This window comes from Pseudoalteromonas sp. DL2-H2.2 (assembly GCF_021532535.1).
GTDB lineage: Bacteria > Pseudomonadota > Gammaproteobacteria > Enterobacterales > Alteromonadaceae > Pseudoalteromonas > Pseudoalteromonas rubra_A.
In genome coordinates, this window is record NZ_JAKGBD010000005.1 from 287,277 (window position 1) to 312,024 (window position 24,748).

Genomic DNA, 24,748 nt, shown 5'->3' on the forward strand with positions numbered 1-24,748 from the left:
ACTGTTGAACTAAGCTTAATTGAGTTTTAATTTAAGCAATAACTATGCCTTGATTTTTATGGGAAAAAAGAAAACCGCATTTGTCTGTAGTGATTGTGGAGCGGAATTTGCTCGATGGCAAGGGCAATGTTCTGAATGTAAAGCCTGGAATACGATAACTGAGTTCAGAGTCCCCTCTGTGAAGGCCGCGCCGCGCGGCGGAACTATGGCCGGATATGCTGGCGTTGTGGAAGCCAAAGTCCAGACGCTGGACGAAGTGAACCTTGAATCACTGCCCAGATTTTCAACTGGATTCAAAGAGTTTGACCGTGTACTCGGTGGTGGCGTGGTACCAGGTAGTGCCATTTTAATTGGCGGTGAGCCGGGTGCCGGTAAGAGTACACTCTTGTTGCAGACCATGTGCTTGCTGGCTGAATCTATGTCTACTTTATATGTGACAGGTGAAGAATCTTTGCAGCAGGTTGCGATGCGCGCCAAGCGTTTGGGCCTGCCAACCAACAAACTACGTACCCTAGCTGAAACAAACGTCGAAAGCATTTGCCAGCTGGCATTGCGTGAAAAGCCGGCCATTATGGTCATAGATTCAATTCAGGTGATGCACATGAGTGATGTGCAGTCCGCGCCGGGCAGTGTTTCTCAGGTGCGAGAAAGTGCCGCTTACCTGACCCGTTTTGCGAAGCAAAACCAGGTTGCCATTATTATGGTCGGCCACGTCACCAAAGATGGCTCACTGGCGGGGCCTAAGGTATTGGAACACTGTATTGACTGCTCTATTTTGCTTGAAGGCAGCAGCGACAGTCGCTTCAGAACCTTGCGTGGTAACAAAAACCGTTTTGGTGCGGTCAATGAACTTGGGGTTTTTGCCATGACAGGGCAGGGCCTGAAGGAAGTGAGTAACCCCTCGGCGATTTTCCTCAACCGGGGTGAAGAGCAAACTCCCGGCTCTCTGGTCATGGTGATCTGGGAAGGCACCCGGCCACTTCTGGTGGAAGTTCAGGCGCTGGTGGACTACTCCCAATTGGCCAATCCACGGCGTGTTACTGTCGGTCTGGAGCAAAATCGCCTTGCCATGTTGCTTGCGGTGTTGCACCGCCACGGTGGTCTGCAGGTGGCGGATCAGGATGTGTTTGTCAACGTGGTTGGCGGCGTTAAAGTCTCTGAAACCAGTGCCGACTTAGCGTTGATCGCGGCTTTGGTGTCGAGCTTTAAAAACCATGCGCTGGAACGTCAGATGGTGGTATTTGGTGAAGTGGGCCTGGGCGGAGAGATCCGGCCGGTACCCAGTGGCCAGGAAAGACTGCGCGAAGCCGCGAAACATGGCTTCAAACGTGCTATCGTACCGATTGCGAATAAACCAAAGGACGCCATTGAGGGAATGGAGGTGGTCGCCGTTGCCAGCCTCAGTGATGCGCTCGAAGCCTTGTTTTAAAGGGAATCTATACAAATGAAAAAATCTACGATCATGCTGGCGTTAGGTGGTGTCATGTCAGCCGCTGTTGTTGGTGCACATCTATATGCAAATCAGCAGGCAGAATTGGCGGTGCAGCAGCAGATCGCGCAATTTGCTGAGCAATCTGAGCTGCTGATTGAGCACCAGGGCTCTTCCTATAATCTGTTTACCAACACAGTTAAAGTTCAGTCTCTGGTGATCAAAGAAGCCACTGAGCAGCAGACGCTGCTCAACATTGGCGAGTTCAGCTTGCAGGGCTATGAAGCCGATAAAATCAGTGAGTTTACAGAGGTTAAGTTGACGAACGTCACACTCAGCCCGGTGCTGGCTGCAGAGCTTGAGCAGCAGGTCGCCGCCCTGGCTGATACCAGCTATGCGCTGACCTCGTCTTTACGTTACAACCCGGACAACGGCAAGAGCCAGTTCAAATCATCTGTTGATGCGGCGGGAGTGGCAGGACTAACGTTTGATTTTGACCTGGGCAACAGCGCCGAGTTGATGGCCACTTCACTGGAGATGCAACAGCAAGGTGGTGATTTGACGCTGGAGCAGGAATTACAGATGCAGAGCAAGCTCATTTCAGCAATACAGACGCTACAGCCACAAAAGCTGACCTTTGCGATTGCCGGGCAGCCAAAGCTGGATGCGTTGGTGACTGAGCTCCTTGCTAACAAAGGGCTGACCAAAGAGCAGTTTCAGCAAATGCTGGCAATGCAACTTATGCAGGTGCCTGTCTCTGAGCAAGTCAAGCAGGGGCTTAGCGACTTTGCATCGGGTCTCAATGGCTTAGAAGTGAATGTATCTGTCGATGAGGCAATGGATTTCAACACCTTTTCTCAGCAAGTTCAGATGCTGGCAGCCGATCCTGAGGGGCTCGAGAAGTTCCTCAATTTGAAGGTAACGGGTTCTTAACCTTAACCTCATAACGTAAAAAGCCACCTGACGGTGGCTTTTTTGTAACGCTCGAACACAGCTTAATTATTCAGAGCTAACATCAACTCACGATTACGTTCCAGCTTGGCCAGCATCTGCTGTGCCAGCGGCTTAAAGGTTGCCAGCTCTGCCGCAGGCAAAGGTTGCGACTTAGGCAGCTTGACGGTGCGTGGGTTGCGGTGCACTCCGTTAACTAAAAACTCATAGTGCAGGTGAGCACCTGTAACGCGGCCGGTCGCGCCGACAGTACCAATCTTCTGGCCCTGCTTGACCTTCTGGCCTTGTTTAACATGACGTTTGTGCAGGTGCAGGTATTTTGTCACGTACTGGCTACCGTGCTGAATAAACACGTAATTACCATTGAGATGGTTATAGCCCGATTTGATCACTTTACCATTACCCGCTGATACCACAGGTGTACCGGTTCTGGCGGCATAGTCTATGCCTCGGTGTGCAGACACACGACCGGTGACCGGGTGCAGGCGGCGTGGGTTAAAGTTAGAGCTGATATACTTAAAATCGACCGGGGCACGCAGGAAGGCTTTCTTCATGCTGCGGCCTTCTGGGGTATAAAAGTCACCATCGGAGTGGCGCACAGCCGTGTAACGCTCGCCCTGATTAATAAACTCAGCCGCGATGATCTTGCCTGTGCCTATCTCTTCACCGTCTACAAAATGTGATTCATAGATCAGAGAAAACTGATCGCCCTTGCGGATATCGTTGGCAAAGTCGACATCCCAGCCAAAGATATGGGCAAAGTTCATGATCTGACGCTCAGATAAGCCCGCGGTAATACCTGCGGTCCAGAAACTGGACTTGATCTCGCCACCGGCAGACTTTTCGACCGTCTCAATTTCTTTGCTCTCAATACGGGTGGCGTAGTTGCCTTCATCTGTGCGGCTGACCAGCAAAGTGTCGGTTTTAGACAACACATATTTAAGCTGCAGCAATTCACCTTGCGTATCACTGGCAAAACTCAGTACTTCACCAGGGTGGATCTTGGTGAGCTTGCGTGTCTCGGCGTTGGTGTTTACGAGTTTATGAAGTGTTTGTGCTGAATATCCGGCGCGTTTAAATATCACCGCCAGGCTGTCGCCATTGCGCACCTGATGGTCAACGAAGTCGTATTGGGGGGCTTCGGGCGCAAGTGGTTGTTCAACAGCAGCTGGCGCTTCGCTGAGCTCTGTCAGTTCAGGCTGTTGCTCACTGACATTCAAAGGGAGCTCGTAACGCTTGCCCACTTCGAGCGCGTCTTTGTCGTGATCTCGGGAGGCTGTTGCCTTCTCAGATGGGATGAGTGCAATAGCGACCATTGCTGACAGCAAGCCCAGGATCAGCAACTTGTGTTTTTTTGGGAGTTTGTGCACTGCATGTACCATAACGTGCCTTTTCCGCTGTCAAGAATTATTGCAAATAATAGTGCAGCATATACGTAATAATGCGCAAATACCAGTCTTTTATACATTTAAACTGCCCCGAATATAAGCTAAAATCGGGCGATTAACTGATTAAATTGTTGGAGTGAGGTTGGCGTGACAACTGTGGATATAGAAACGGCATTGGCAGAGATAAAGCGTGGTGCTGAAGAAATTCTGATTGAAGAAGATTTAAAGGAAAGGCTGAAGTCAGGTAAAAAATTGCGGATCAAGGCGGGTTTCGATCCAACAGCCCCGGATCTGCACTTGGGTCATACGGTCCTTATTAACAAGCTAAAAACTTTCCAAGACTTAGGTCACGAGGTTATTTTCCTGATCGGTGATTTCACCGGCATGATTGGCGACCCGACGGGTAAAAATGTCACTCGTAAACCTCTTACCCGTGAAGACGTGTTAGCCAACGCTGAAACATATAAAGAGCAGGTATTTAAGATCCTGGATCCGGCCAAAACGACTGTCGCGTTCAATTCCGAGTGGATGGAAAAATTAGGCAGTGCGGGCATGATCAAGCTTGCAGCACGCCAAACGGTTGCGCGCATGCTAGAACGTGATGATTTCAAAAAGCGTTATGCCGGCGGCCAGTCAATTGCTATCCATGAATTCCTTTACCCACTGGTGCAGGGGTGGGACTCTGTGGCCCTGCAAGCCGATGTCGAGCTCGGTGGTACCGATCAACGCTTTAACTTGTTGATGGGTCGGGAGTTACAAAAAGAAGAAGGCCAGAAGCCACAAACAGTGCTGATGATGCCGTTACTCGAAGGCACCGACGGCGTGCAGAAGATGTCTAAGTCACTGGGTAACTATATTGGTATCACAGACGCGCCAAACGATATGTTTGGTAAAGTGATGTCGATTTCAGACGAGTTGATGTGGCGTTATTACGAGCTGCTAAGTGCCAAGTCGCTGGAAGACATTGCCGGTCTTAAAGAAGAAGTAGCTGGCGGTCGTAACCCAAGAGACATCAAGATTGAATTTGCCAAAGAAATGATTGCGCGTTTCCACAGCGAAGCAGACGCAGAAGCTGCGCATCAGGACTTTATCAAGCGTTTTCAGAAAAATGCGCTGCCAGATGACATCCCTGAAGTGACTATCACTATTGAGGAGCCTGCGACTTTTATTACCAATGTGTTGAAAGAGGCGGGCCTGGTTGCCAGTACCTCAGAAGCGATGCGCATGATTAAGCAAGGCGCGGTTAAGCTCAATGGTGAAGAGAAAGTCACCGATTCTAAGCTGAGCGTTGAAAAAGGCTCAACTGCGATTTACCAGGTAGGTAAACGCAAGTTCGCTAAAATCAGCGTTGAGTGATCGGCTGCTTTAATCAAGTAAGCATAAACGTAAAGGGTGGCCATTGAGCCGCCCTTTTTAATGACTGAGCACATTGACGGTAAGCCAGCATAAACACAGGGCGCACAGGAAAAACCAGCGCAGGGTTGCCAGCAGTCTGAGCATCAGGTCAATGGTCTCGGCTTCGGGTGGCGCATCGCTGCCAATGCGCATATTGTCAAAGCGTTGTTGTTGATAAAAACGAGGCCCCGCCAGCTGTGTATTGAGATTAGCGGCGAACAGGCTCAGGATCCAGCCGGAGCCCGCGGGTCGGTAAAACTGACCATAATGTTTGAGGTAGTGGAGAGTTTTACTCAGGTTTTGGGTCAGAGCCATTATGATGATTAAGCCTCTGACGGGCAGCCATTCTAAAATGCTCAGGCTGATTTGCAGGGGCTTGATAAATGACGCATCCGGTCGCATTTTGCTGCGCCAGGCATGGTCACAGAGCAGCATTAATTTATAACTCAGTGCCAGTAAAGGGCCGCCGATCAGATAAAACACAATGACCAGATAAAAATGCCGTATACCGCGCAGTGCCAGGCTATCCAGGCAAGCCTTGCAAATGCCCATCACGGAAAGTTTTTCGACATCCCGGTTGACCATAGCGCCAAGTAACTGACGTGCTGCTGCTTTTTGTTGTTGTTTGAGCAAAATGGCAATACGCTTGGCACGGCGCTCGTGCTGAATATCAAGACACAGAAATAAGACAAGACCACCGAGCCACTGTGGATAGAAAGACAAATAACCGAGTGTGGCGAGCAGCAGCAGGATGACTAAAATGGGCAGGACAAATGCCAGGCTGCCGGATAGCCACTGGTAACTGCCAGGGGACTGAGGGCGATAAACCTTTTGAGCCAGGTTGGCAAACAGCAGTGTCATCACCACATTGGGGTGATACAGACTGGATGTCCTGAAACCGATTGCGCTGAGCGTTGCCAGCAAAAAAATCAGCAAGCCCGTATGGGCTTGCAGTTGTTCAGCTAACACCTTAAAGCGAAACCTGATCCAGTTTTGCCAACAGGGCGGTCACCAGCTTAGAAGAATTCACCGAGGCGATTTCCAGGTAAGCTTCGAACGATTGCGGCGATTCTTTGCCGGCGATGTCTGATAACGAGCGGATCACAACAAACGGGGTATTCAGCACATGGCAGGCCTGCGCGATGGCTGCACCTTCCATTTCAACGGCCAGCATCTGCGGGAAATCCTGACGTGTTTTGTCGATACGCGCCGGATCGCACATGAAAGAATCACCAGTACAAATTAAACCAACTTTAGTCTGAATGTCTGTCAGTTCACCGACACTTTGCTGAGCAGCATCTACCAAAGCCGGGTGTGCACTGAAACCTGCCGGCATTTGGGGAACCTGGCCCAGCTCATAACCAAACGCAGTAACGTCGACATCATGGTGTTTTACCTGTGATGAGATAACCACATCACCAACATTTAGTTCAGGGTCAAAACCACCGGCAGAGCCTGTATTAATTACACAATCTGGCGTGTAGTTATCGATAAGCAGCGTGGTGGCAACCGTTGCTGCTACTTTACCTATACCTGACTGAACTAACGTCACTTCATGACCACCCAGCTCGCCGTGGTAAAAGGTAAAGCCGCCTTTGGTTGCGGTTTGTGTGTTCTTCATTGCGCCACGCAGAATGGTGACTTCCTGCTCCATTGCGCCAATAATGCCTATTTTCATAATATTCTCTTATTTTTTAACTGTGTTGCTCATTATATATCAAAATGAGCTTTAGAAAATATGACGTTAGGCGAGTATATAGTTTTGCTGTCAGCCTCTGGGGCCGACAGCGAATAGGGGGATTAGATCTCTGCCAGCTGCGTAGAAGCGGCTTTGGCCTGAGAAGGTGACAGTACTGCAGGTTTGTAGTTACGATTACGCGGCTTGGCTTGTGGCTCCGGTTTCTTACCCAGCTTAAACAGAATGGCTGCGCGCACTTCTGCGCTCTTGTAGCCGCTTTTCACTTTCATACGGATATGTGGGATCCCTGCCGACTCGAGCGCACCGCTGACAAACCAGTCTTTTTGTGCTTTGTGGCCATTTTTGTTGGCGTTGTTGACCAAGTCTACGGCAGCAACAATATTGAGCGTCTCTTTATCAACCAGCACGTAATCAAGCTGTTTGTTTTGTGCTTTGGTAATGGCTGAGCGGCGTGCCTTTTTAGACAATCCAGGCTTACACTCGATGATCTCAATGAGTTTAACCCGACTGACAACCTTAAACTTATCACCAACCGAGCGCTCCAATAGCTGTAAAAACGAGGCTTCAACTGTGGTGAACACTGAATCCTTACGGTTAAACGGGTAGGGATTACCGCCGGTATCCGTGTATTTTGAAATAACAATGGAAGCAATAACGACCAGCGCCAGAATAGATAATAATGTTAGTTCCATAAATCACTCCACGACAACAATTTGACTTTGAAATTATTAAGCAAAGAGTGTGCCTAAAGTGAGTGGAGGGAGGGAGATTATCAATTTTGCTCGGCGATCTGTACTTCGCCGAGCGGAGCTGAGGAAAGGCGGGGCGCTGCTGGCTTACGCGCGATAGCCGTCTTTCAGGCCTTTTACAGCATATGCCACGGCATCATGTGCATGCAAAGACTCATAGTGATTTATCTTAATATAGTAGTCCTGATAATTTTCTTCTTCAAACAAGGCTTTAAGCTTTCTTGCCGCATCTTCACAGAACATCAGGTTTTGTCCGTTAAGGCGGGCAAATTCTTGCTCGTCTTCGCGTTTAACCGCGGCCTGTACCGGCGTTTTTAGCTCATCTTCTACGAGGTTGACCAGGCCCAGAATGTCAAATGCCTGACAGTTTTCATCTAGTTTAACTTTGATGTTAGTAACAGAGCGCTGTGAATGTGGCGTGGCTAAAATCCCTTCAGTAGTGCCCAGCCAGGCATGCACACTGGCATGGTCGAGTGACTGACCGGCAAACTTTTGCTCAAAGGCGTTTTGGATCAGCTGACGCGCCAGGGCAGCAGAGCAGGGACAGGTCGATGAGTAAGTAACATCAACAGCCAGCTCGAGGCTAAACTGGCCGTCGTTCAGGCTGGCCGTAATACTTACCGGGTAGTTTTTCCAACCCTGTTTGCCACTCAGTAGTGATGCACGACGCAGCGGCAACTCAAAATGAAAGGTCACTTTGGCACTATGGCTCAGCCCTTCGTGGCTGGTAATAAAGCTGTCTAATACCGAACGAATTGCGCCTGGTGTGAGTGTTTGTTCACAAGATAAGGTATCGAGTGCCAAAAATAGCCGTGACATATGGATACCTTTGGCATCTTCCCTGTCGAGGCTGACAAATGCATCCGCTTTAGCGGTTACCGGGGTGTCATTGAGGCCTTTGCTGGATAATAATAAAGGTAGCTCGATATTTCCCATTCCGACCCAGTCCAGCTTACCTTCTTGTAAGGCGTCCGCAGAATGTGCAATGTCAGGCATTGAAGTTGGCATTTGAACTCTCTTAATCACGACTATTAGGGTGGGGCATGTTACACCAAAATGTCACAACTTGCCGAGCGCGTTGGAAAATTTCTGGTAAAAAAATCGCCCAAGTGTGCAAAAATTCATACGCCGGGGTCGACTTTCTAAACACCTTCAAAAGGCAGAGAAACCGCGGGTTGCGGCGGTCATTCTGGTTTGTGCAATAGCGCTTGCGACTTTTGGTCACTCGCTTCTGCGTTTGGGTCAGGTATAATGTAAGGCGTTAACTGGGTGATTTTATTATGCTTGACTCTTCATTTGGGACCTGGGCCCGAATTTTATCTAATTTGATTAAGAATTACGGAGACCGCTGGGCAGGCGTGGTTGCCTATGCATTTGTGCTGGTGGTGTCTCTGGTGTTGGCGTGCATGTTTTACTATGTTGCGCTTGGCGAAGTCACGCTGGTCAATGTGTTGTCGGTGGTGATATTTGCCGCATTAACCTCGCCATTGCTGCTCTCCGTTGCCATCTATGCAATGCGTCAGCTGGATGCGTCAAAAGAGTATCTGGAATCTGCTACACAACAAGAAAAACTACTTAACCAGACACTCAAAGACAACATTAACCGGCTCAACAATGAGATAGATGAACGGAAAATGGCCTTGCATGCGAAGCATCGGGCGATTGCCGAACTACGCAAAGAAATAGCTGAGCGACGCAAAACTCAGCAAGAGCTGGCACAACAGAGCATGCTATTACGCAGTATTGTAGACTCCTCTCCGGATCTCTTTTACTACCGGGATGAGCGTGGGGTATTTGCCGGTTGTAATAAGAAGTTTGAACAAGTCATTGGCAAAACCAGTGAACAGCTGATTGGCCACACTGTGCAGGAAGTATTTGGTGAGCAAGACATTCCCAGAGTGTTGCAGACCGATGAGCAAGTGATAGAAACCCAGCAGTCGATCAATGTTGATGTTGAGTACCCGGTGGCAAACGAAAACTGCTGGTTTGAGATGCGCAAGCTGCCCTTTATCAACGATGATGGCGAATACATTGGTTTGCTGGCGTTCGGTCGTGATATTACCAGCCGTAAAGAAGCGGAGCAGGCGCTGGAAACAGCCTATAAAGACAAAGGGAAATTTATTGCCACTTTGAGTCACGAGCTGCGCACACCGCTCAATGGTATTGTCGGTTTGACGCGCATGCTGCTCGACACTGAGCTAACCAAGCAGCAGAAGAGCTGGTGTAACACAGTATTCTCCAGTGCTGAAACCCTGGGCAATATCTTTAACGACATTATCGATCTCGACAAGATAGATAGGGAGCAGCTGGATATCGCGACGGACAGCATTAATGTGTCGGACTTTATTAATGATGTGGTCAACTTTGCAGGGCTGATTGCGGAGCAAAAAGGTCTTGAGTTTAATATCAAGCGCACAGGCATGCTGGATATCTACGCCTTGCTGGACCCAACCCGACTGCGACAAGTACTTTGGAATCTTATCAACAACGCGGTGAAATTTACCCACAGAGGCGGCGTGACGCTGGAGTGTCGCCGTGAAAACCGCTCAGATGGCCCCTGGTTGTCTATCAGTGTTATCGATACGGGCGTTGGTATTCCCTCCGATCAGCAAGACCGTATTTTTGATATGTACTACAAAGCGCCTGATGCAAGTGGCAATAATGCCATCGGCTCGGGCATTGGTTTGGCGGTAACGAAAGCCCTGGTGCACGCCATGAAAGGCACGATTCATGTAAGCAGTATGCAAGGAGAGGGCAGTCGCTTTGATGTTGAGTTGCCGCTGGAGCTATGCACAGCCCCTAACGAGCAGAGCTACGCAGGTCGTAGCCTGTATATACTTTTGGTCGAAGACGTGCCGCTTAATGCCGAAATTGCCACTAACTTACTGGAGCAGCGCGGGCACGAAGTCGTGTGGGCTGAAACCGGTGAAGACGCCCTGTCAATGGTGGAAACGGAAGATGAATTGGATCTGATCCTGCTAGATATGCAGCTGCCGGATATTAATGGTGATGAAGTGGCAAGGCAGATCCGTGCCGACAGTCATTTTGATGAGCTGCCCATTGTTGCGCTGACAGCCAACGTGCGTAGTGCCGAGCAAGAGCTACAGGGGATCGATATTCAGGGCGCGCTGGCCAAACCCATCAATACGACTAAGCTGGATAAGATGCTTGCAGAGCTATTTGGTATTGAGACCAGTAAAGACAAGCAAGCCTCGCCTCAGTCTGAGCCGCTACAATTGAGTGAGCAAGAACAAGCCCTGCTGGACGTAGAAACCATCACTGACTTTGTTTCATCCATGGGCATAGAGGCCTTCAAGCGCAGCTGTGATCTGTTTACCCGCCTTAACCCGACTTACTGCAACGAGCTTGATGAAGCAAACCAGAGTGATGATACCGAGACCTATGTGTCGGTGGCGCATAAGCTGAAAGGGGCCGCAGGCTCAGTCGGTTTGCAGAATGTCCAGTTACATGCCAAAACGATGGAACTTGAAGGGGCTCAGGTGGAAACCGGGCAGCGTGCAGATTGGCTGGATGAGTTGGAAGTGAAAATAAGAGAAGGGCAGGCTGCCCTTCACTCATTAATTGCAAAACTCGCTGAAAACTCGTAACGCAAACTTATTGGCTATCGATCTTCCCGATGAAGCGGTAGCCTTCACCATGAATGGTGCTGATCAGTTCAGGAGTATTGTTGTCGGTTTCGAAGTGCTTACGAATACGACGAATAGTGACGTCTACTGTTCTATCGTTAGCACGTAGCTCACGACCTGTCATGTGCTTGATCAGTTGCTCACGGCTAAAGATACGACCAGGTGAGTCAAGCATCAGACGCAATGCACGGTATTCGCCTTTCGGCAAACGCTTTGCTTCACCCGTTGGTGAAGTCAGGCAGCGGCTATTTTCATCCAGTTCCCAACCGTTAAACGTAATGACACCATTGCTGTCAATACTTGACTCTTCCGGGCTTGAGCCGGTACGAGAGATCAGGTTGCGCACGCGGATGGTAAGCTCACGTGGATTGAAAGGCTTAGTAACATAGTCGTCGGCACCGATCTCAAGACCCAAAATACGGTCGACATCGTTGTCACGACCTGTTAGGAAAATCAGGCCGATGTTTTTCTTCTGGCGTAACTCACGAGCCAGGATAAGGCCATTTTTACCAGGCAGGTTAATATCCATGATCACACAGTTGACATCATCATTCGATGTCAATTTTTCATGCATATCATCGCCATCAATGGCTTCAATTACCTTATAACCTTCGGCTTCAAATAAACTAACGAGGTTCAGTCGAGTTACGTCTTCATCCTCAACAATTAGAATGACTGGCGTTTGCATTATTAATTAACCTTTTCGGAATATTGTATTTACAAAAACTTCGGCGTTATATAATAAAACCGAATGTTAACGATTATAGGAGTATATTCAATTGTTAACAAGTAAAATCAGTTAGGATAAAACTTGGAGACGGCAAGCAACCGTGAAAGCACTTTAAAGTTGTGCTGAGTGACTTCTTGCTTGTTTATATAAAGCCTTATCTTACTCCCTTCCTGGACCAAGGACGCAATCCCACCCCCTTCCAAAAATTCGATACTTTCGCCCACAGTTACCATACTTAGGGCCATTGTATCGGTCCAAGCGGACAGTATATCATCTTCCAATGTTTCATCAATGTATGTGATATCACATCGTTGGGAAAGTTCCCGAAGTGACTCAGACTTTTTCACTTCGATTATTTCAATCGGCTTTAAACGTATTTTTAGGGTACGGTTACTATATAAAACAGCACCTGGTCCGTTTGTGATGTCATAAAAACAAAAACGAGTGGTTTTCTTATTTTTTTGCTCTGGAAAATCAATGAACTTTGCCATTTGATATAAAAAGGCTGAACGGATCTCCTCGGGCGATTTTGCGAAACAAAATGTAGGAAAAAACGCAAAAGAACAAAAAATAAATAGGTACATATATCTCACTGCGAACCTCCTTTCAGAGGTAAGCTGATCACAAATTGTGTACCCGATTTATAATCTTCCTGCAGTGTGATGCTGCCACCCAGCGCCTGAGTGACCAAGTTGTATACCAAATGCATGCCCAGACCACTGCCACCTTCTCCCCGGCGAGTGGTGACAAATGGATCAAAGATACGCTTTTTGATGGCGTTTGGTACGCCGACACCATTGTCACTGTACACAATCGTTAACTGCGATTCTTCGCGGTTCACTTTTATAGCAATTTCGTTATTTTCGTTGCTCACAAAGCCGTGTAACAGTGAATTTGAAAACAGTTGCTCAAACACCTGCTGCAGCAACCCTGATTTGCTTCTGATGGTGAGCTCTTGTGGACAGTCAATGTCGATCTGAGGTGATTTCATTTCCAGCTCTGTGCGCATCGCCCCCATGACTGCGTTGAGCAATTTAGTGATGTTGACATCTGAATTGATCTCTATGTCCTGGCTGACCGCCACTTTCTTAAAGCTTGAGATCAGATCTGCGGCACGGTTGAGGTTTCGATAAATCAGATCCAGGTTTTCGATCCCTTCTTTGATAAAGCGCTCCAGCTGTTTTGAGGTCAGCGTTTTTTGCTGGAAAGCGACTTCGATATCACTGAGTTTATCGCGCAACAAGGTTGAGCCTGTTACACCCAGGCCTATGGGTGTATTAACTTCGTGTGCAACGCCTGCAACCATCTGGCCCAGTGAAGCCATTTTCTCATTTTCAACGATTTGATTTTGGTACTGATGCATACGCTCGAGTGTATTGAGCAACTCCTGGTTTGCCTCTCTGAGCGCTATGGTGCGTTGATTGACCTTTTCTTCCAGGCTCTGGTTAAGCTGTTTGATCTCTTGTTTATCAGCCTGGTGGCGCTCAAGTTGATTTTGCGTGCGGGTAAGCATTATATTGAGGTTATTGGCGAGGATATTAATTTCTTCAATGTCACTTTTTTCCGCCCGGGTGGCGTAGTTGTGATTTTTCGACACGTCCTGCAACAGAACAGAGAGAGTTTCAATCGGGCTGGCAATGCGCTTTTGGATCCCCCGGGCAACAAACATCACCAGTACCAGCACAAACAGAGTTAACGCGATATCGACCAGGATTTTTCTGTTGATGTATTCAGCCAGATGCTCCAGACCACCGCGCAGATAAACATAGCCTTCTATATTGCCTTCGTATTCAACGGGCAGGATCAGCTCTATGTAGTCCTCCGATATTTTCGGCGTCCTGAGCTCCTCTATTTGATTGACCTTGAGCGGCACTGGGGGCGTTTTGCTGGCGTTGTAGCTGGTAAAGAAGACCGGCCGATTAGTCACATCATCGATCGCATAGATGTGAATGTTCTTGACCAGATCGACTTTGTCGAACGACTTGAGGCGCTTTTCTTCGGTTTTTCTGTCGTCGAAAATCAGCGTTACCTGAGCATTAAATGCAATGATCTCAGCGATCATCTCGAGCTTGTTGATGATCAGCTGCTTTTGTTTTTTAACGTCGAGATAGGTTGAAATTGAGATAGACAGGGACAAAGACAGCGCCGTTACTAGCATGACGGCACTGATCAGCACTTTTCTTATACTTGTTTTTGTTGCGTATTTACCCATTGGGAGACCACAAATCCCGCTTGCATGCTATTCACTCACTTTAGTTTAGCAGTATAGAACACAAAAAAGCTCACATTTTGCGAAACGATTCAGCGCTTTGCTGGCAGACTGTGAATTAAAGGAGGGTCAGAATGCTCTGAGTGTGCCAATACAGCCAGCCCAACAGCCAAGTTGAGCTGGCCCGAGCTTAATTCAGGGAGGCCCGGTAAACGGCAAACTTGGTGTTTTTTACTTGGGTATCGCAGTGCCCAAAACGCGCTTCAATCAGCGGAGGATATTTCAGGAAACTGTTTGCAACTATATGTAGTTGCGCACCTTTACTCATATGAGCAGCCGCTCCCTGAATAAACCCTTCGGCAATGTCATAGTCAGTTTTAAGACCAGTATGAAAAGGCGGGTTACTGATAATGGCATCAAAGCGACCCTTTAGCTGTTTCAGCCCATCGCTCAGCACCAGCTCAGCCTTATGGCCGTTCAGGTTTAGGGTTTGCTCACAGGCATATAAAGCCAGGGCATTGACATCCAGGCAGCTGAAGCGAATTTTTGGAGACTGGTTCAATACAAAAGTGGCGATGACTCCGGCGCCGCAGCCAAAGTCGAGCATGTTGCCGTGGGCGGGCAACTCGAGATTTTCCAGCAGTAATTTGGTCCCGACATCCAGCTTACCATGGTTAAATACTCCGGGGACGCTGACAGCCTCAAACTGCTGCCCGGCAACCGCGATGGTGAAGGTTTGCCGGTAGCTGGCAATATCAAAGTGGGCCTCAGGTTGCAGCTGGGCAAACTCATATAAAATACAATGCTTGGCACTGTCTAGTTTATAGTGTGCCTCGCATTTATCTTGCAGTTGCTTTTCTGCCGACTTAACGCCGCCTTTGTTTTCTCCAACCACCAGTAAGCGGGTTTTGTCAGAGCACAGCGCACGAATATTATCGAACATCATCTGTGCTTCGGGCTTAGACTTTGGGTAGTAATAAATGATCAGGTCGACATCATTGAGCGCAGGCAGGCTGTGCGAAACATAGCTATTAATACCGGCAATTTTAGTCGCAGCCTGATGAGCGGCAAAATCATAGCTGAAGGCGCTAATGGTTGCATGCACAGCCAACTGTTTTAGTTCAGATAAAAAGCCATCACGCTGGTGGTTGATCACCAAAATATGCTGGCCTGTCAGCTCTTCTTCGTTGCGCAGCAGCAATAAACTGGGGTTGGTTAATTTTTGCATCTGAGGTCCACAAAAGGCGGGGCAGGGCGCCCCGGTTGCAATGACAGGTTAGGCTGTACGTTCAAACATCAGATCCCATACACCATGACCGAGGCGGTGACCGCGCTGCTCAAATTTAGTCAGAGGGCGGAAATCCGGACGAGGTACATAGTCGTTGCTGTCCGATTGGTTAGCAAAACCGGGCGCTGACTGCATTACTTCCAGCATATGCTCTGCGTAGTTTTCCCAGTCTGTTGCCATATGGAAAACGCCCCCGATACGCAACTTAGTGCGGAGCTTCTCGACAAATTCGGCCTGAACGATGCGGCGTTTATGGTGGCGTTTTTTGTGCCATGGATCCGGGAAAAACAGCTGAAGTTTTGCCAGGCTAGCGTCTGGGATACAATCTGCCAGCACTTCAACCGCATCATGCTCAAATACGCGCAGGTTAGTGACGCCTTGTTCGTCGGCTTCCATTAAACAGGCACCAACACCCGGACGGTGTACTTCAATACCAATAAAATTCTGGTCTGGCGTGTTTTTTGCCATTTCAACCAGAGATTTACCCATGCCAAAGCCAATTTCAACCACAACATCATTGTCGTTGCCGAACACCTCAGTAAAGTCCAGGCGACCCTGAGCGTGCTCCAGGCCCATCGTTGCCCAACATTTCTCAATGGCGGCAGCTTGTCCTTTGGTCAGGCGGCCTTCACGTTTTACAAAGCTGCGTACTTTGCGAATGTACTTGCCTTCCTGCTCGGCTTGTTCCAGAGCGGTTTTACTCGATTCGTTCATGGTCTTCATCTTCGGTGTAAAAAATGGGCGCACATTATCGCTATTCGCAGCGCCAAGTACAAGAGCTTGACCTTTGAAAAAAGCTTCATACACTGGCGCGTGTATTAGCAAGTAAAAGCAGAGTCTCGCAATGACAGTAAATAATGAGCAAGCCCAGTGGTTTGCCAAGCAGGTTGTCGATTGGTATCAGTTACACGGACGTAAAACGCTGCCCTGGCAACTTGAAAAGACCCCTTATAAAGTTTGGGTGTCTGAAGTAATGTTACAGCAAACTCAGGTTGTGACTGTGATCCCGTATTTTGAGCGCTTTATGGCACGTTTCCCGACCATAATTGACCTGGCCGATGCACCCGAAGACGAAGTCTTGCATCACTGGACCGGCCTTGGCTATTACGCACGTGCGCGTAACTTACATAAAACTGCCAAAATTGTGCGCGATGAATATCAGGGCAAATTTCCGCAAACGTTAGAAGCCGTGATGGCGCTGCCTGGGATTGGCCGCTCTACGGCAGGGGCCGTGCTCTCTTTGTCTCTGGGTCAGCCTCACCCAATCCTGGATGGAAATGTAAAACGTGTGCTGGCGCGCTTTTTTATGGTGGAAGGCTGGTACGGCGTTAAAAAGGTCGAAAATGAATTGTGGGCACTGACAGATGCGCTGACACCAAAAGATCGTGTATCTGAATACAACCAGGCGATGATGGATTTAGGAGCGAGTCTGTGCAGTCGCAGTAGCTTTGACTGTGAGGCTTGCCCTTTGGTCAGCCGCTGTCAGGCATATCAACAAGGCAGAGTGAAGGAATTTCCAAACTCTAAACCGAAAAAAGTTAAACCCAAAAAAGCCGCTTATCATTTAATCATTCGTGCGGATGATAAAGTACTGATGGAAAAGCGCCCCAGCAGTGGCATTTGGGGTGGCTTGTTTGGTTTCTTTGAGTTTAGTGAGTTGATAGAGCTTGAGACCTTTTTGGCGCAGCAGGGGATTTCGGGCGCTCGGCAAACGCTGTCGCCATTTGTCCACATATTTACCCACTTTGAATTGACTATCACTCCGGTCGTTGTCGAATTAAGCGCTACCCCCGATTGTGTTCACGATAATCCTTTACTTTGGTACGCACTGGCACAGCCAGCAGAGGTAGGCTTAGCGGCACCAACTAAAAAGTTGGTTAAAGTCTTAAAGGCAATGGGGTAAACTTAATCACAACGAATTTAAAGAGGGTAAAGAGATGGCACGTACCGTATTTTGTCAAAAGTTACAAAAAGAAGCGCCCGGACTTGATTTTCAGCTGTATCCGGGAGAAGTTGGCGAACGCATCTTCAATAATATCAGTAAAGAGGCGTGGCAACAGTGGCAGCATAAGCAGACTATGCTGATCAACGAGAAGCACTTAAATATGATGGATCCTGAGCATCGTCAGCAGCTTGAAGAGCAAATGGTAGGTTTCTTGTTTGAAGGCAAAGATGTTGAGATTGAAGGTTACCGCCCAAAAGAAGGGTGATCACCTCAATTAAAAAAGGCTGCAGTTTGCAGCCTTTTTTAATGTCTGTTTACAGCGTTAGTAGCTGCGGTCAACCGCCAGCTTAGCCAGTGAGATCAGGGCCGTTTTGTACTCTGACTCGGGTAAGGTGCTAAGTTGCTCAATCGCTTTTTGTGACTCTTGACGGGCACGCTCCATAGTATGTTCCAGCGCTTGTGTCTGCTCAAGAGTTGCCAGGATGTCGGTCAGGTTATCAAGTCCGTTACCATTGGCGATAGCATCACGGATCTGCATGACCTGAGCTTCATTACCGTGGCGCATCGCGTAGATTAGCGGCAGGGTAGGCTTACCTTCGGCTAAATCATCACCAATATTTTTACCCAGTTGCTCCGCGTTGGCACTATAGTCGAGGACGTCATCGACCAACTGAAAGGCTGTGCCCAGGTGCATACCATAGAGTTTGAGGGCTTCTTTTGTTGCATCAGGCTTTTCCAAAACAACAGCTGGCAGCATAGTAGCGGCTTCAAATAGCTTGGCTGTTTTACTATATATTACCTGCATATAGCTTTGCTCTGTGGTGTCCGGGTCATTACAGTTCATCAGCTGTAACACCTCACCTTCAGCAATCACATTGGTTGCGTCGGCCAGGATCTGCATCACTTCCATATTTTCCAGCCCAACCATCAACTGAAAAGAGCGGGTATATATAAAGTCGCCAACTAAAACACTGGCGGCGTTACCAAACTCGGCATTAGCCGTAGGCTCACCACGACGTAAAGCTGATTCATCGACCACATCGTCATGCAACAAGGTAGCGGTGTGGATAAATTCGATGATAGTAGCCAGTGTAATGTGCTTATCGCCTTGGTAGCCCAGTGCTTTGGCAACCAAAAGTGCCAGCACAGGACGGATCCGTTTGCCGCCACTATTGACTATATATAAGCCAAGTTGATTAACCAGTGCGACGTCAGACTGCATTTGGTCGCTGATAAGTTGATTAACGGCAAGCATGTCTTGCTCAATCAATCTCTGGATCGCTTTGATATCCATAACGCTCCGAGCTAAAGCCTCATTCAGGGATGTTCGAGTCGCCAGTGTACATTAAAAATCACCACGACTCGATAACTTGCCGTGAGAGAGGTTAAAAAATCAGTGCTTTTGTTTGTTTTTTGTTCTTTAGGTCTGTTTGTGATCACAATTCCTGTGCGTAAAAAGCAAAAAAGAGCTTGGCTTATCACACCTTTTCGTTAGAATAAATGAAAATATTATTACGCCCTCAAGTTAGCTATTTTTTATTCATTTATTTGCGATCTAGGGCTTGCGCGAAGTAGCACATTAGCGTAAACTTCGCGCCCTATTGAAGAATATTAAGTTGCGTCGATTTGAGGGCGCACAGACGGAGTTAATTATGTACGCGGTTTTCCAAAGTGGTGGTAAACAGCACCGTGTGACTGAAGGTCAAACAATTCGTCTAGAGAAACTAGACGTTGAGACTGGTGCATCAATTGAATTTGATTCAGTACTTCTTGTAGCTGATGGTGAAAAAATCGAGATCGGTGCGCCGTTCGTAAACGGTGGTAAGATTACAGCTGAGGTTGTATCTCACGGTCGTGGCGAGAAAATTAAGATCGTTAAATTTAGACGTCGTAAGCATTCTCGCAAGCAGATGGGCCACCGTCAGTGGTTCACTGAAGTTAAAATCACTGGCATTAGCGCTTAATTTTTAGAGGTACAGAAAGATGGCACATAAGAAGGCAGCTGGTAGTACTCGTAACGGTCGCGATTCAGAAAGTAAACGCTTAGGTGTTAAGCGTTTCGGTGGCGAATCAGTACTTGCGGGTAACATCATTGTTCGTCAACGTGGTACTAAGTTCCACGCTGGTACTAACGCAGGTATCGGTAAAGACCACACAATCTTCGCAAAAGCAGACGGTAAAGTTGTTTTTGAGCAGAAAGGTCCTTTAAACCGTAAATACGTTAGCATCATTGCTGAGTAATCGGTAAAAAGAATACTGAAAAAACCCCGCTTAGGCGGGGTTTTTTGTTTTTATAGAGCAGAGTCTGAATTTTGCTCTAACCTTATTCCTGTCAAATACGCGCCACAGACCGGTAGTTAGGCATTTGACCATGCTGATCAAGCCGCTATGAACTTGCTATAATAGCAGGTGCTGAACAACCAGTAAGAGAGTAACCATGAAGTTTGTCGATGAAGTAGAGATCCGCGCGGAAGCCGGAGACGGTGGAAGCGGTGTCGTTTCATTTCGCCGCGAAAAGTTTGTACCCGACGGTGGCCCGGATGGGGGCGACGGCGGAGACGGAGGTAGCGTCTATCTTGAAGCAGACGAAAACCTCAATACCCTGATTGACTACCAGTTTGAGCGTTTCCATCGTGCCGAACGTGGCACCAATGGTCATGGCCGTAACATGACAGGTAAAAAGGGCACCGACTTAATCCTGAAAGTGCCGGAAGGGACACGCGTGACCGATGTCGATACGCAGGAGTGTCTGGGCGATTTGACTAAGCATGGACAAAAACTACTGGTCGCTAAAGGCGGTTATCATGGTTTAGGTAATACGCGATTTAAGTCGAGCACAAACCGTGCGCCGAGACAGAAAACGCTGGGTACGCCTGGTGAAGTGCGAAACTTGAAGCTGGAGCTGATGTTGCTGGCCGATGTAGGTTTGCTAGGCTTGCCAAATGCAGGTAAATCAACCTTTATTCGCAGTGTATCGGCTGCCAAGCCCAAAGTGGCTGATTATCCATTCACGACTTTGGTGCCAAATTTGGGTGTAGTACGCCCTGAAGCGAACAAGTCGTTCGTGATTGCTGACATTCCGGGTCTGATTGAAGGCGCATCAGATGGTGCAGGTCTGGGGATCCGCTTCCTGAAGCACCTGGAACGTTGCCGTGTGTTGCTACACGTTGTCGATGTCATGCCTGTCGATGGAACAGACCCTGTTGATAATGCGTTCGCAATCATCAATGAGCTGCATCAGTACAGCCCTAAACTTGCCAACAAGCCACGTTGGTTGGTGCTGAACAAAATAGACTTGCTTGCAGAAGATGAGCTGGAAGAAGTATGTCAGCGCATTGCTGAAGAGCTGGATGCTGAGCATGTATATCGGATCTCTGCTGCGAATAAGTTCAATACTCAGCAGTTGTGCTACGACATTCAGGGGCTGCTGGATAGCATGCCACGCGATAAGTTCGAAGAGCAAGAACAGGAAGAAGTCGAGTTTAAGTGGGATACATACCACCGTCAGGCTACCCAGGATAACGATGATGACTGGGATGACTGGGATGAAGATGACTACGACGTAGAAGTCGTTTACGAACGATAAGCGCAATCCGTATTAGAACTCACTGAAGCGGATTGGCATAAAAAGGGCCTTGGGCCCTTTTTTAGTATAAAAGTATGAGTGGAGTATGTTGTGATAATATCAATGATTGCTGCAATGGCAAATGGACGTATCATTGGCGATGATAACGCCATGCCCTGGCATTTACCGGCCGACTTGAAACATTTTAAAGCAGTTACCTTGAATAAACCTGTGATCATGGGGCGTAAAACATTTGAATCGATAGGTCGCCCGCTCCCCGGCAGGCGCAATATTGTGATCAGCCGCAACCCAGATTACAGCGCCGAGGGTATTGAAGTAGTTTCATCTCCACACGAGGCTTTAGTTTTGGTGGACGGATGCGAAGAAGTTATGATCATTGGAGGTGGAAATATTTATGAACAGTTTCTACCTTTAAGTAACAGGCTCTATTTAACATACATAGACTTGGATGTTTCAGGCGACACGCGCTTTCCGGACCATACTCAGGTGGGAGAATGGCACCAGGTTGCATGCGAAGCTTTTGAAGCAGATGAGAAAAATTTGTATAGTTATAAGTTCGTAACTCTAAATAAAGGAATATAACTTTGTTGCTAACAATTGTATTGGTTGATACAATATTGAGCGTTTGTTCTTACGAAAAAAGTACTAGGTGATTGGTGATGAAAGTAATTCCTTTAGTTATTGGTGTGAGTCTTGGCGTTTCTGCGTTAACAGTAAGTTTTGCGAGCAAAGCGAACAATCAGTTAGCTGTGTCTTTGTGTGAGTACATTGCGGCTGACGATAAAAGACGTATCCGTAGTACACTAAAGAGCTCTCGGGTTAAAATCCGTAACGTATACGACTCAGTGCAATGTAATGGCAACAACATGCTGCGTCATGCCATCGCTAATAATGCGGTAGATGCGGGTGAATTTATCGTCAAAAGTCTGCCTAAAAGTGCACTAGAAGACGGTGCTGATATTGCTTGGGCTGAGAGCAACGGTCACGGTGGTTCTGCTTTGATTGCAGCTATCAAGAAACGTGCTGGTCTTTAAGAGCGCATACAGACCTTAGCATCTGACAGCAATAAAATATTTCCAGAAATGCCCGACACCTTGTGTGTGCGGGCATTTTTTATTTATGTCTTTAGACGAAAGGCATGTTACTTAACTTGCACTGGCAGCTTATTCTATTAAAATAGACTGCCACGTGAATATTCATATGGTGAGAAAATATTCCACCATCTCAATGTAATAATGGATGAACTATGAAAGCTGTAATACCCGTCGCTGGACTTGGTACGCGCATGTTACCTATGACAAAGGCTATTCCCAAGGAGATGCTGCCTTTGGTCGATAAACCTCTTATTCAGTATATAGTGAAAGAGTGTGCAGCTGCGGGCATTTCCGAAATCGTCTTAGTCACTCATTCGTCAAAAAATGCCATTGAAAACCACTTTGACACCAGTTTTGAGCTGGAAGCAACGCTCGAAAAGCGTGTTAAGCGTACACTGCTTGAAGAAGTTCGCTCAATCTGTCCTGATGGCGTTACTATCATGCATGTCAGGCAGGGTGAGGCGAAGGGGCTAGGTCATGCTGTATTGTGTGCCAAACCCATAGTTGGTGATGATGACTTTGTGGTGGTTTTACCAGATGTGATCCTGGATGAGTACACGGCAGATCAGAGTAAGGAAAACCTGGCAGCTATGGTTCATCGATTTTCTGAGACCAAGCATAGTCAGATTATGCTCGAACCCGTGCCAGAAGACGATGTGAATAAATATGGTATTGCAGATATCCAGGGAGTAGAGCTCAAACCTGGTGAAAGTGCGCCAATCAAGCATATGATTGAAAAGCCTCCTGTCGACCAAGCACCTTCTAACCTAGCAGTGGTGGGTCGTTATGTATTGTCACGTAATATTTGGCCACTCCTGGAGCGTACACCGCTTGGAGCCGGTGGTGAGATCCAACTGACCGATGCAATTGATATGCTGATGGAGAGTGAAACCGTTGAAGCATTCCACATGAGTGGCCGAGCTCATGACTGTGGCGATAAGCTAGGTTATCTGAAGGCCATCGTTGAGTATGCGATGAGAGACGATAAACTTGGTAAAGAGTTTAGTGAGTTTGTGAAATCAATTTAGTGATGCTCACTATCTAGGTAAACAGCTCGGCATGATGTCGGGCTTTTTTATAACCATGATTCTTATAGCAACAGTATGCGCGGATTGATTGCACTGGTTATGCTTAGTGACCGTGGCGCTCTGTAAAGCGCTGCCAGTGAATATTGGGATTAATGACCCTGACCTGAGTGAGGATCTGCTTGAGCTGGTGTGGCTGGGGCTGAGTGAGAACCTGGCCATCATTCTTGAGTCCCAGTAAATAGAGCATGGCGGCCTTGTTACCTTGCTGGATAGCCGAAATATGGATCTGCTGTTCAAAGTTCAGCCTCAGGCTGCTGATGGCGGTTTTCATGCCTTGCTGGTCGACATTGGGCAAGCCACACTTTTGCAAATAACCAAGTCGTTCTCCCTCTCCGGAAAACCAGATCCTGACTTTTTCACTGAAGCGGCCTGATTTAGCGGGTAAATCAAACATTAGCCGACTTTGTCCTTGTTGCTCAACAAAGTGCAAATAGTCCTGTAAACCGGCGTGCCATAGTGCAGGGTGAATGGGCACAAAGCGGGCCTGTAACTTACCATGAGTATGAAAGGTAAAACCGTGAACCTGCTCTTGTTTGCTGATATCTGAAAGCGTTAAATTGCCAATCTCGTCACTGTAGGCACCGGTGTAATATGCCAGCACGGGTAACCAAAAATGCCAGTGTTTCGGCTGTTCACGCTTTTGCTTTTCATCACCATAAATGTAGCCGTTAAACAGGGTGTACAGCTCCATATTGGAAAATGCGCGTCGGCCTAAATGAGATTTCATAAGATAGCGCTATACCTTGTGCCTAAATAGTTCACACAATTCAAAGGATTACTAAGAATGAGTAAAGACAAGTTTATCGGCTTTTAGCAATAAGCAAAAGCCTAATATCAATGTAGTAGCCAGATACTACCTATTTAGCCGCGACTACGCGTATGATCGGCCAGGTAGGTTAAGCAGGTGATCCGCAACAAAGAGGCAAGGTTTTTTACTTCGCCCTGACGTTCAAGTACTTCCTGATACAGAGTTGAGACAAATTCAGCTACGCTGAGCTGCTCTGCGGTTGCTATCTCCTGTAGCAGGTCCCAGATCTGGCGCTCCAGTGCCAGGCTGGTTACGGCCCCCTGGATACGCATCGAACGGCGTATCACCTCATAGCTGGCTGGATTGGCCGAGGCATATAATTCACACATAAGAGGACTCCTTGATGGCAAAACTCATTCACAGCATGGTTAGGGTAATGGACTTGCAAAAATCCCTCGCATTTTATCACGATGTATTAGCACTGGGCGAGCGCAGGCGGATTGAATTTGATGACTTTAGCCTGGTTTACCTGGGTAACGATGAGGCTGAATTTGAATTAGAGCTTACCTGGAATCATGATACGCAGCAGCCCTATGAGTTGGGTAACGGCTATGGTCATATTGCTGTGGTGGTAGATGATTTAGCGCCAGTGCATGCAAAGGCACTGGCACTGGGTTATCAGCCCAAAGAAATTAAGTCGTTTTACAACGGCGATACGCTGGTAGCACGCTTTTTCTTTATTGTCGATCCCGACGGCTATCAGATTGAAGTCATTGAACGTTCAGAGACGTTTAAATAAGCC

The 24,748-nt window shown here is 47.7% G+C and carries 26 protein-coding genes; 13 read left to right on the forward strand and 13 right to left on the reverse strand.

The window, feature by feature from the left end:
- Positions 1-58 precede the first annotated feature (58 nt).
- Both radA and L1285_RS11145 read left to right on the forward strand, forming a co-directional pair.
- Complete coding sequence (gene radA / locus L1285_RS11140) at positions 59-1,429, forward strand: DNA repair protein RadA (protein ID WP_046006249.1); 1,371 nt, start codon at positions 59-61, stop codon at positions 1,427-1,429.
- 15 nt (positions 1,430-1,444) lie between these two features.
- A complete protein-coding gene (locus L1285_RS11145; RefSeq protein WP_235412390.1) occupies positions 1,445-2,362 on the forward strand; it encodes a hypothetical protein in 918 nt (305 codons plus the stop codon).
- 62 nt (positions 2,363-2,424) lie between these two features.
- On the opposite strand, the gene L1285_RS11150 is transcribed toward L1285_RS11145, so the two are convergent.
- Entirely contained in the window at positions 2,425-3,762 is a 1,338-nt protein-coding gene (locus L1285_RS11150; RefSeq protein ID WP_235412391.1) for a peptidoglycan DD-metalloendopeptidase family protein, read from the reverse strand.
- 162 nt (positions 3,763-3,924) lie between these two features.
- Here L1285_RS11150 and tyrS point away from each other — a divergent pair, with 162 nt between their 5' ends.
- Positions 3,925-5,124 carry a tyrosine--tRNA ligase gene (gene tyrS / locus L1285_RS11155; protein WP_046006278.1) on the forward strand — a complete coding sequence of 400 codons (1,200 nt, stop codon included), beginning with the start codon at positions 3,925-3,927 and terminating at the stop codon, positions 5,122-5,124.
- A gap of 57 nt (positions 5,125-5,181) precedes the next feature.
- On the opposite strand, the gene L1285_RS11160 is transcribed toward tyrS, so the two are convergent.
- From L1285_RS11160 to folE2, 4 genes are all read right to left on the reverse strand, one after another.
- A complete protein-coding gene (locus L1285_RS11160; RefSeq protein ID WP_235412392.1) occupies positions 5,182-6,132 on the reverse strand; it encodes a cobalamin biosynthesis protein in 951 nt (316 codons plus the stop codon).
- A 1-nt stretch (position 6,133) separates the two neighbouring features.
- Positions 6,134-6,841: a 5'-methylthioadenosine/S-adenosylhomocysteine nucleosidase gene (gene mtnN / locus L1285_RS11165; protein WP_046006246.1), complete on the reverse strand. Its 708-nt coding sequence runs from the start codon at positions 6,839-6,841 to the stop codon at positions 6,134-6,136.
- Positions 6,842-6,963: 122 nt separating this feature from the next.
- A complete protein-coding gene (locus L1285_RS11170; RefSeq protein ID WP_046006245.1) occupies positions 6,964-7,554 on the reverse strand; it encodes a DUF2726 domain-containing protein in 591 nt (196 codons plus the stop codon).
- Positions 7,555-7,698: 144 nt separating this feature from the next.
- Positions 7,699-8,619: a GTP cyclohydrolase FolE2 gene (gene folE2, locus L1285_RS11175; RefSeq protein ID WP_235412393.1), complete on the reverse strand. Its 921-nt coding sequence runs from the start codon at positions 8,617-8,619 to the stop codon at positions 7,699-7,701.
- A gap of 272 nt (positions 8,620-8,891) precedes the next feature.
- Between folE2 and arcB the strand changes: the two genes are divergently transcribed.
- The gene (arcB, locus tag L1285_RS11180) at positions 8,892-11,219 is read left to right on the forward strand and encodes an aerobic respiration two-component sensor histidine kinase ArcB (protein WP_046006243.1); all 2,328 of its coding nucleotides are present in this window, start codon (positions 8,892-8,894) and stop codon (positions 11,217-11,219) included.
- Between the two features lie 7 nt (positions 11,220-11,226).
- Here the strand turns inward: arcB and arcA are convergent, their stop codons facing one another.
- The 5 genes from arcA to trmB form a co-directional block, all read right to left on the reverse strand.
- Positions 11,227-11,946 (reverse strand): two-component system response regulator ArcA, encoded by a 720-nt coding sequence (gene arcA, locus L1285_RS11185; RefSeq protein ID WP_046006242.1) that lies wholly within the window; start codon positions 11,944-11,946, stop codon positions 11,227-11,229.
- 107 nt (positions 11,947-12,053) lie between these two features.
- On the reverse strand, positions 12,054-12,572 hold the full coding sequence (locus tag L1285_RS11190) for a YfiR family protein (RefSeq protein ID WP_235412458.1): 519 nt from the start codon (positions 12,570-12,572) through the stop codon (positions 12,054-12,056).
- A 5-nt stretch (positions 12,573-12,577) separates the two neighbouring features.
- A complete protein-coding gene (locus L1285_RS11195; protein ID WP_235412394.1) occupies positions 12,578-14,200 on the reverse strand; it encodes an ATP-binding protein in 1,623 nt (540 codons plus the stop codon).
- A gap of 187 nt (positions 14,201-14,387) precedes the next feature.
- The gene (locus tag L1285_RS11200; protein ID WP_235412395.1) at positions 14,388-15,425 is read right to left on the reverse strand and encodes a methyltransferase; all 1,038 of its coding nucleotides are present in this window, start codon (positions 15,423-15,425) and stop codon (positions 14,388-14,390) included.
- A 48-nt stretch (positions 15,426-15,473) separates the two neighbouring features.
- A complete protein-coding gene (trmB, locus tag L1285_RS11205) occupies positions 15,474-16,199 on the reverse strand; it encodes a tRNA (guanosine(46)-N7)-methyltransferase TrmB (protein ID WP_235412396.1) in 726 nt (241 codons plus the stop codon).
- 130 nt (positions 16,200-16,329) lie between these two features.
- Between trmB and mutY the strand changes: the two genes are divergently transcribed.
- Positions 16,330-17,388, forward strand: coding sequence for an A/G-specific adenine glycosylase (mutY, locus tag L1285_RS11210; protein ID WP_235412397.1), 1,059 nt, complete (start codon positions 16,330-16,332; stop codon positions 17,386-17,388).
- A gap of 34 nt (positions 17,389-17,422) precedes the next feature.
- Complete coding sequence (locus L1285_RS11215) at positions 17,423-17,695, forward strand: oxidative damage protection protein (protein WP_046006237.1); 273 nt, start codon at positions 17,423-17,425, stop codon at positions 17,693-17,695.
- A 57-nt stretch (positions 17,696-17,752) separates the two neighbouring features.
- Here the strand turns inward: L1285_RS11215 and ispB are convergent, their stop codons facing one another.
- Positions 17,753-18,724, reverse strand: a complete 972-nt coding sequence (ispB, locus tag L1285_RS11220) for an octaprenyl diphosphate synthase (RefSeq protein ID WP_235412398.1) — start codon at positions 18,722-18,724, stop codon at positions 17,753-17,755.
- A 358-nt stretch (positions 18,725-19,082) separates the two neighbouring features.
- Between ispB and rplU the strand changes: the two genes are divergently transcribed.
- From rplU to galU, 6 genes are all read left to right on the forward strand, one after another.
- On the forward strand, positions 19,083-19,394 hold the full coding sequence (gene rplU / locus L1285_RS11225; protein WP_010383520.1) for a 50S ribosomal protein L21: 312 nt from the start codon (positions 19,083-19,085) through the stop codon (positions 19,392-19,394).
- A 19-nt stretch (positions 19,395-19,413) separates the two neighbouring features.
- Entirely contained in the window at positions 19,414-19,671 is a 258-nt protein-coding gene (gene rpmA / locus L1285_RS11230; protein ID WP_010383519.1) for a 50S ribosomal protein L27, read from the forward strand.
- Positions 19,672-19,867: 196 nt separating this feature from the next.
- A complete protein-coding gene (gene cgtA, locus L1285_RS11235; RefSeq protein ID WP_235412399.1) occupies positions 19,868-21,016 on the forward strand; it encodes an Obg family GTPase CgtA in 1,149 nt (382 codons plus the stop codon).
- Positions 21,017-21,106: 90 nt separating this feature from the next.
- Complete coding sequence (folA, locus tag L1285_RS11240) at positions 21,107-21,598, forward strand: type 3 dihydrofolate reductase (protein ID WP_071211953.1); 492 nt, start codon at positions 21,107-21,109, stop codon at positions 21,596-21,598.
- A 77-nt stretch (positions 21,599-21,675) separates the two neighbouring features.
- On the forward strand, positions 21,676-22,050 hold the full coding sequence (locus L1285_RS11245) for a DUF3718 domain-containing protein (RefSeq protein ID WP_235412400.1): 375 nt from the start codon (positions 21,676-21,678) through the stop codon (positions 22,048-22,050).
- Between the two features lie 212 nt (positions 22,051-22,262).
- Entirely contained in the window at positions 22,263-23,138 is an 876-nt protein-coding gene (gene galU, locus L1285_RS11250) for a UTP--glucose-1-phosphate uridylyltransferase GalU (RefSeq protein WP_235412401.1), read from the forward strand.
- Positions 23,139-23,241: 103 nt separating this feature from the next.
- On the opposite strand, the gene L1285_RS11255 is transcribed toward galU, so the two are convergent.
- Both L1285_RS11255 and L1285_RS11260 read right to left on the reverse strand, forming a co-directional pair.
- Complete coding sequence (locus L1285_RS11255; RefSeq protein ID WP_235412402.1) at positions 23,242-23,925, reverse strand: hypothetical protein; 684 nt, start codon at positions 23,923-23,925, stop codon at positions 23,242-23,244.
- Between the two features lie 134 nt (positions 23,926-24,059).
- On the reverse strand, positions 24,060-24,335 hold the full coding sequence (locus tag L1285_RS11260) for a ribbon-helix-helix domain-containing protein (protein ID WP_235412403.1): 276 nt from the start codon (positions 24,333-24,335) through the stop codon (positions 24,060-24,062).
- 14 nt (positions 24,336-24,349) lie between these two features.
- On the opposite strand from L1285_RS11260, the gene L1285_RS11265 reads away from it, so the two are divergent.
- The gene (locus L1285_RS11265) at positions 24,350-24,745 is read left to right on the forward strand and encodes a VOC family protein (RefSeq protein WP_235412404.1); all 396 of its coding nucleotides are present in this window, start codon (positions 24,350-24,352) and stop codon (positions 24,743-24,745) included.
- Positions 24,746-24,748: the final 3 nt, after the last annotated feature.

What these genes read in the sequence shown, in the direction of transcription:
- mtnN (WP_046006246.1), bottom strand. Translation starts at nt 6,841, where the DNA reads ATGAAAATAGGCATTATTGGCGCAATGGAGCAGGAAGTCACCATTCTG.
- ispB (WP_235412398.1), bottom strand. Translation starts at nt 18,724, where the DNA reads ATGGATATCAAAGCGATCCAGAGATTGATTGAGCAAGACATGCTTGCC.
- L1285_RS11260 (WP_235412403.1), bottom strand. Translation starts at nt 24,335, where the DNA reads ATGTGTGAATTATATGCCTCGGCCAATCCAGCCAGCTATGAGGTGATA.
- arcB (WP_046006243.1), top strand. Translation starts at nt 8,892, where the DNA reads ATGCTTGACTCTTCATTTGGGACCTGGGCCCGAATTTTATCTAATTTG.
- trmB (WP_235412396.1), bottom strand. Translation starts at nt 16,199, where the DNA reads ATGAACGAATCGAGTAAAACCGCTCTGGAACAAGCCGAGCAGGAAGGC.
- rplU (WP_010383520.1), top strand. Translation starts at nt 19,083, where the DNA reads ATGTACGCGGTTTTCCAAAGTGGTGGTAAACAGCACCGTGTGACTGAA.
- folE2 (WP_235412393.1), bottom strand. Translation starts at nt 8,619, where the DNA reads ATGCCAACTTCAATGCCTGACATTGCACATTCTGCGGACGCCTTACAA.
- L1285_RS11195 (WP_235412394.1), bottom strand. Translation starts at nt 14,200, where the DNA reads ATGGGTAAATACGCAACAAAAACAAGTATAAGAAAAGTGCTGATCAGT.
- L1285_RS11170 (WP_046006245.1), bottom strand. Translation starts at nt 7,554, where the DNA reads ATGGAACTAACATTATTATCTATTCTGGCGCTGGTCGTTATTGCTTCC.
- L1285_RS11255 (WP_235412402.1), bottom strand. Translation starts at nt 23,925, where the DNA reads ATGAAATCTCATTTAGGCCGACGCGCATTTTCCAATATGGAGCTGTAC.
- L1285_RS11200 (WP_235412395.1), bottom strand. Translation starts at nt 15,425, where the DNA reads ATGCAAAAATTAACCAACCCCAGTTTATTGCTGCTGCGCAACGAAGAA.
- arcA (WP_046006242.1), bottom strand. Translation starts at nt 11,946, where the DNA reads ATGCAAACGCCAGTCATTCTAATTGTTGAGGATGAAGACGTAACTCGA.
- galU (WP_235412401.1), top strand. Translation starts at nt 22,263, where the DNA reads ATGAAAGCTGTAATACCCGTCGCTGGACTTGGTACGCGCATGTTACCT.
- L1285_RS11190 (WP_235412458.1), bottom strand. Translation starts at nt 12,572, where the DNA reads ATGTACCTATTTATTTTTTGTTCTTTTGCGTTTTTTCCTACATTTTGT.
- L1285_RS11215 (WP_046006237.1), top strand. Translation starts at nt 17,423, where the DNA reads ATGGCACGTACCGTATTTTGTCAAAAGTTACAAAAAGAAGCGCCCGGA.
- cgtA (WP_235412399.1), top strand. Translation starts at nt 19,868, where the DNA reads ATGAAGTTTGTCGATGAAGTAGAGATCCGCGCGGAAGCCGGAGACGGT.
- L1285_RS11145 (WP_235412390.1), top strand. Translation starts at nt 1,445, where the DNA reads ATGAAAAAATCTACGATCATGCTGGCGTTAGGTGGTGTCATGTCAGCC.
- mutY (WP_235412397.1), top strand. Translation starts at nt 16,330, where the DNA reads ATGACAGTAAATAATGAGCAAGCCCAGTGGTTTGCCAAGCAGGTTGTC.
- radA (WP_046006249.1), top strand. Translation starts at nt 59, where the DNA reads ATGGGAAAAAAGAAAACCGCATTTGTCTGTAGTGATTGTGGAGCGGAA.
- L1285_RS11245 (WP_235412400.1), top strand. Translation starts at nt 21,676, where the DNA reads ATGAAAGTAATTCCTTTAGTTATTGGTGTGAGTCTTGGCGTTTCTGCG.
- L1285_RS11265 (WP_235412404.1), top strand. Translation starts at nt 24,350, where the DNA reads ATGGCAAAACTCATTCACAGCATGGTTAGGGTAATGGACTTGCAAAAA.
- rpmA (WP_010383519.1), top strand. Translation starts at nt 19,414, where the DNA reads ATGGCACATAAGAAGGCAGCTGGTAGTACTCGTAACGGTCGCGATTCA.
- L1285_RS11150 (WP_235412391.1), bottom strand. Translation starts at nt 3,762, where the DNA reads ATGGTACATGCAGTGCACAAACTCCCAAAAAAACACAAGTTGCTGATC.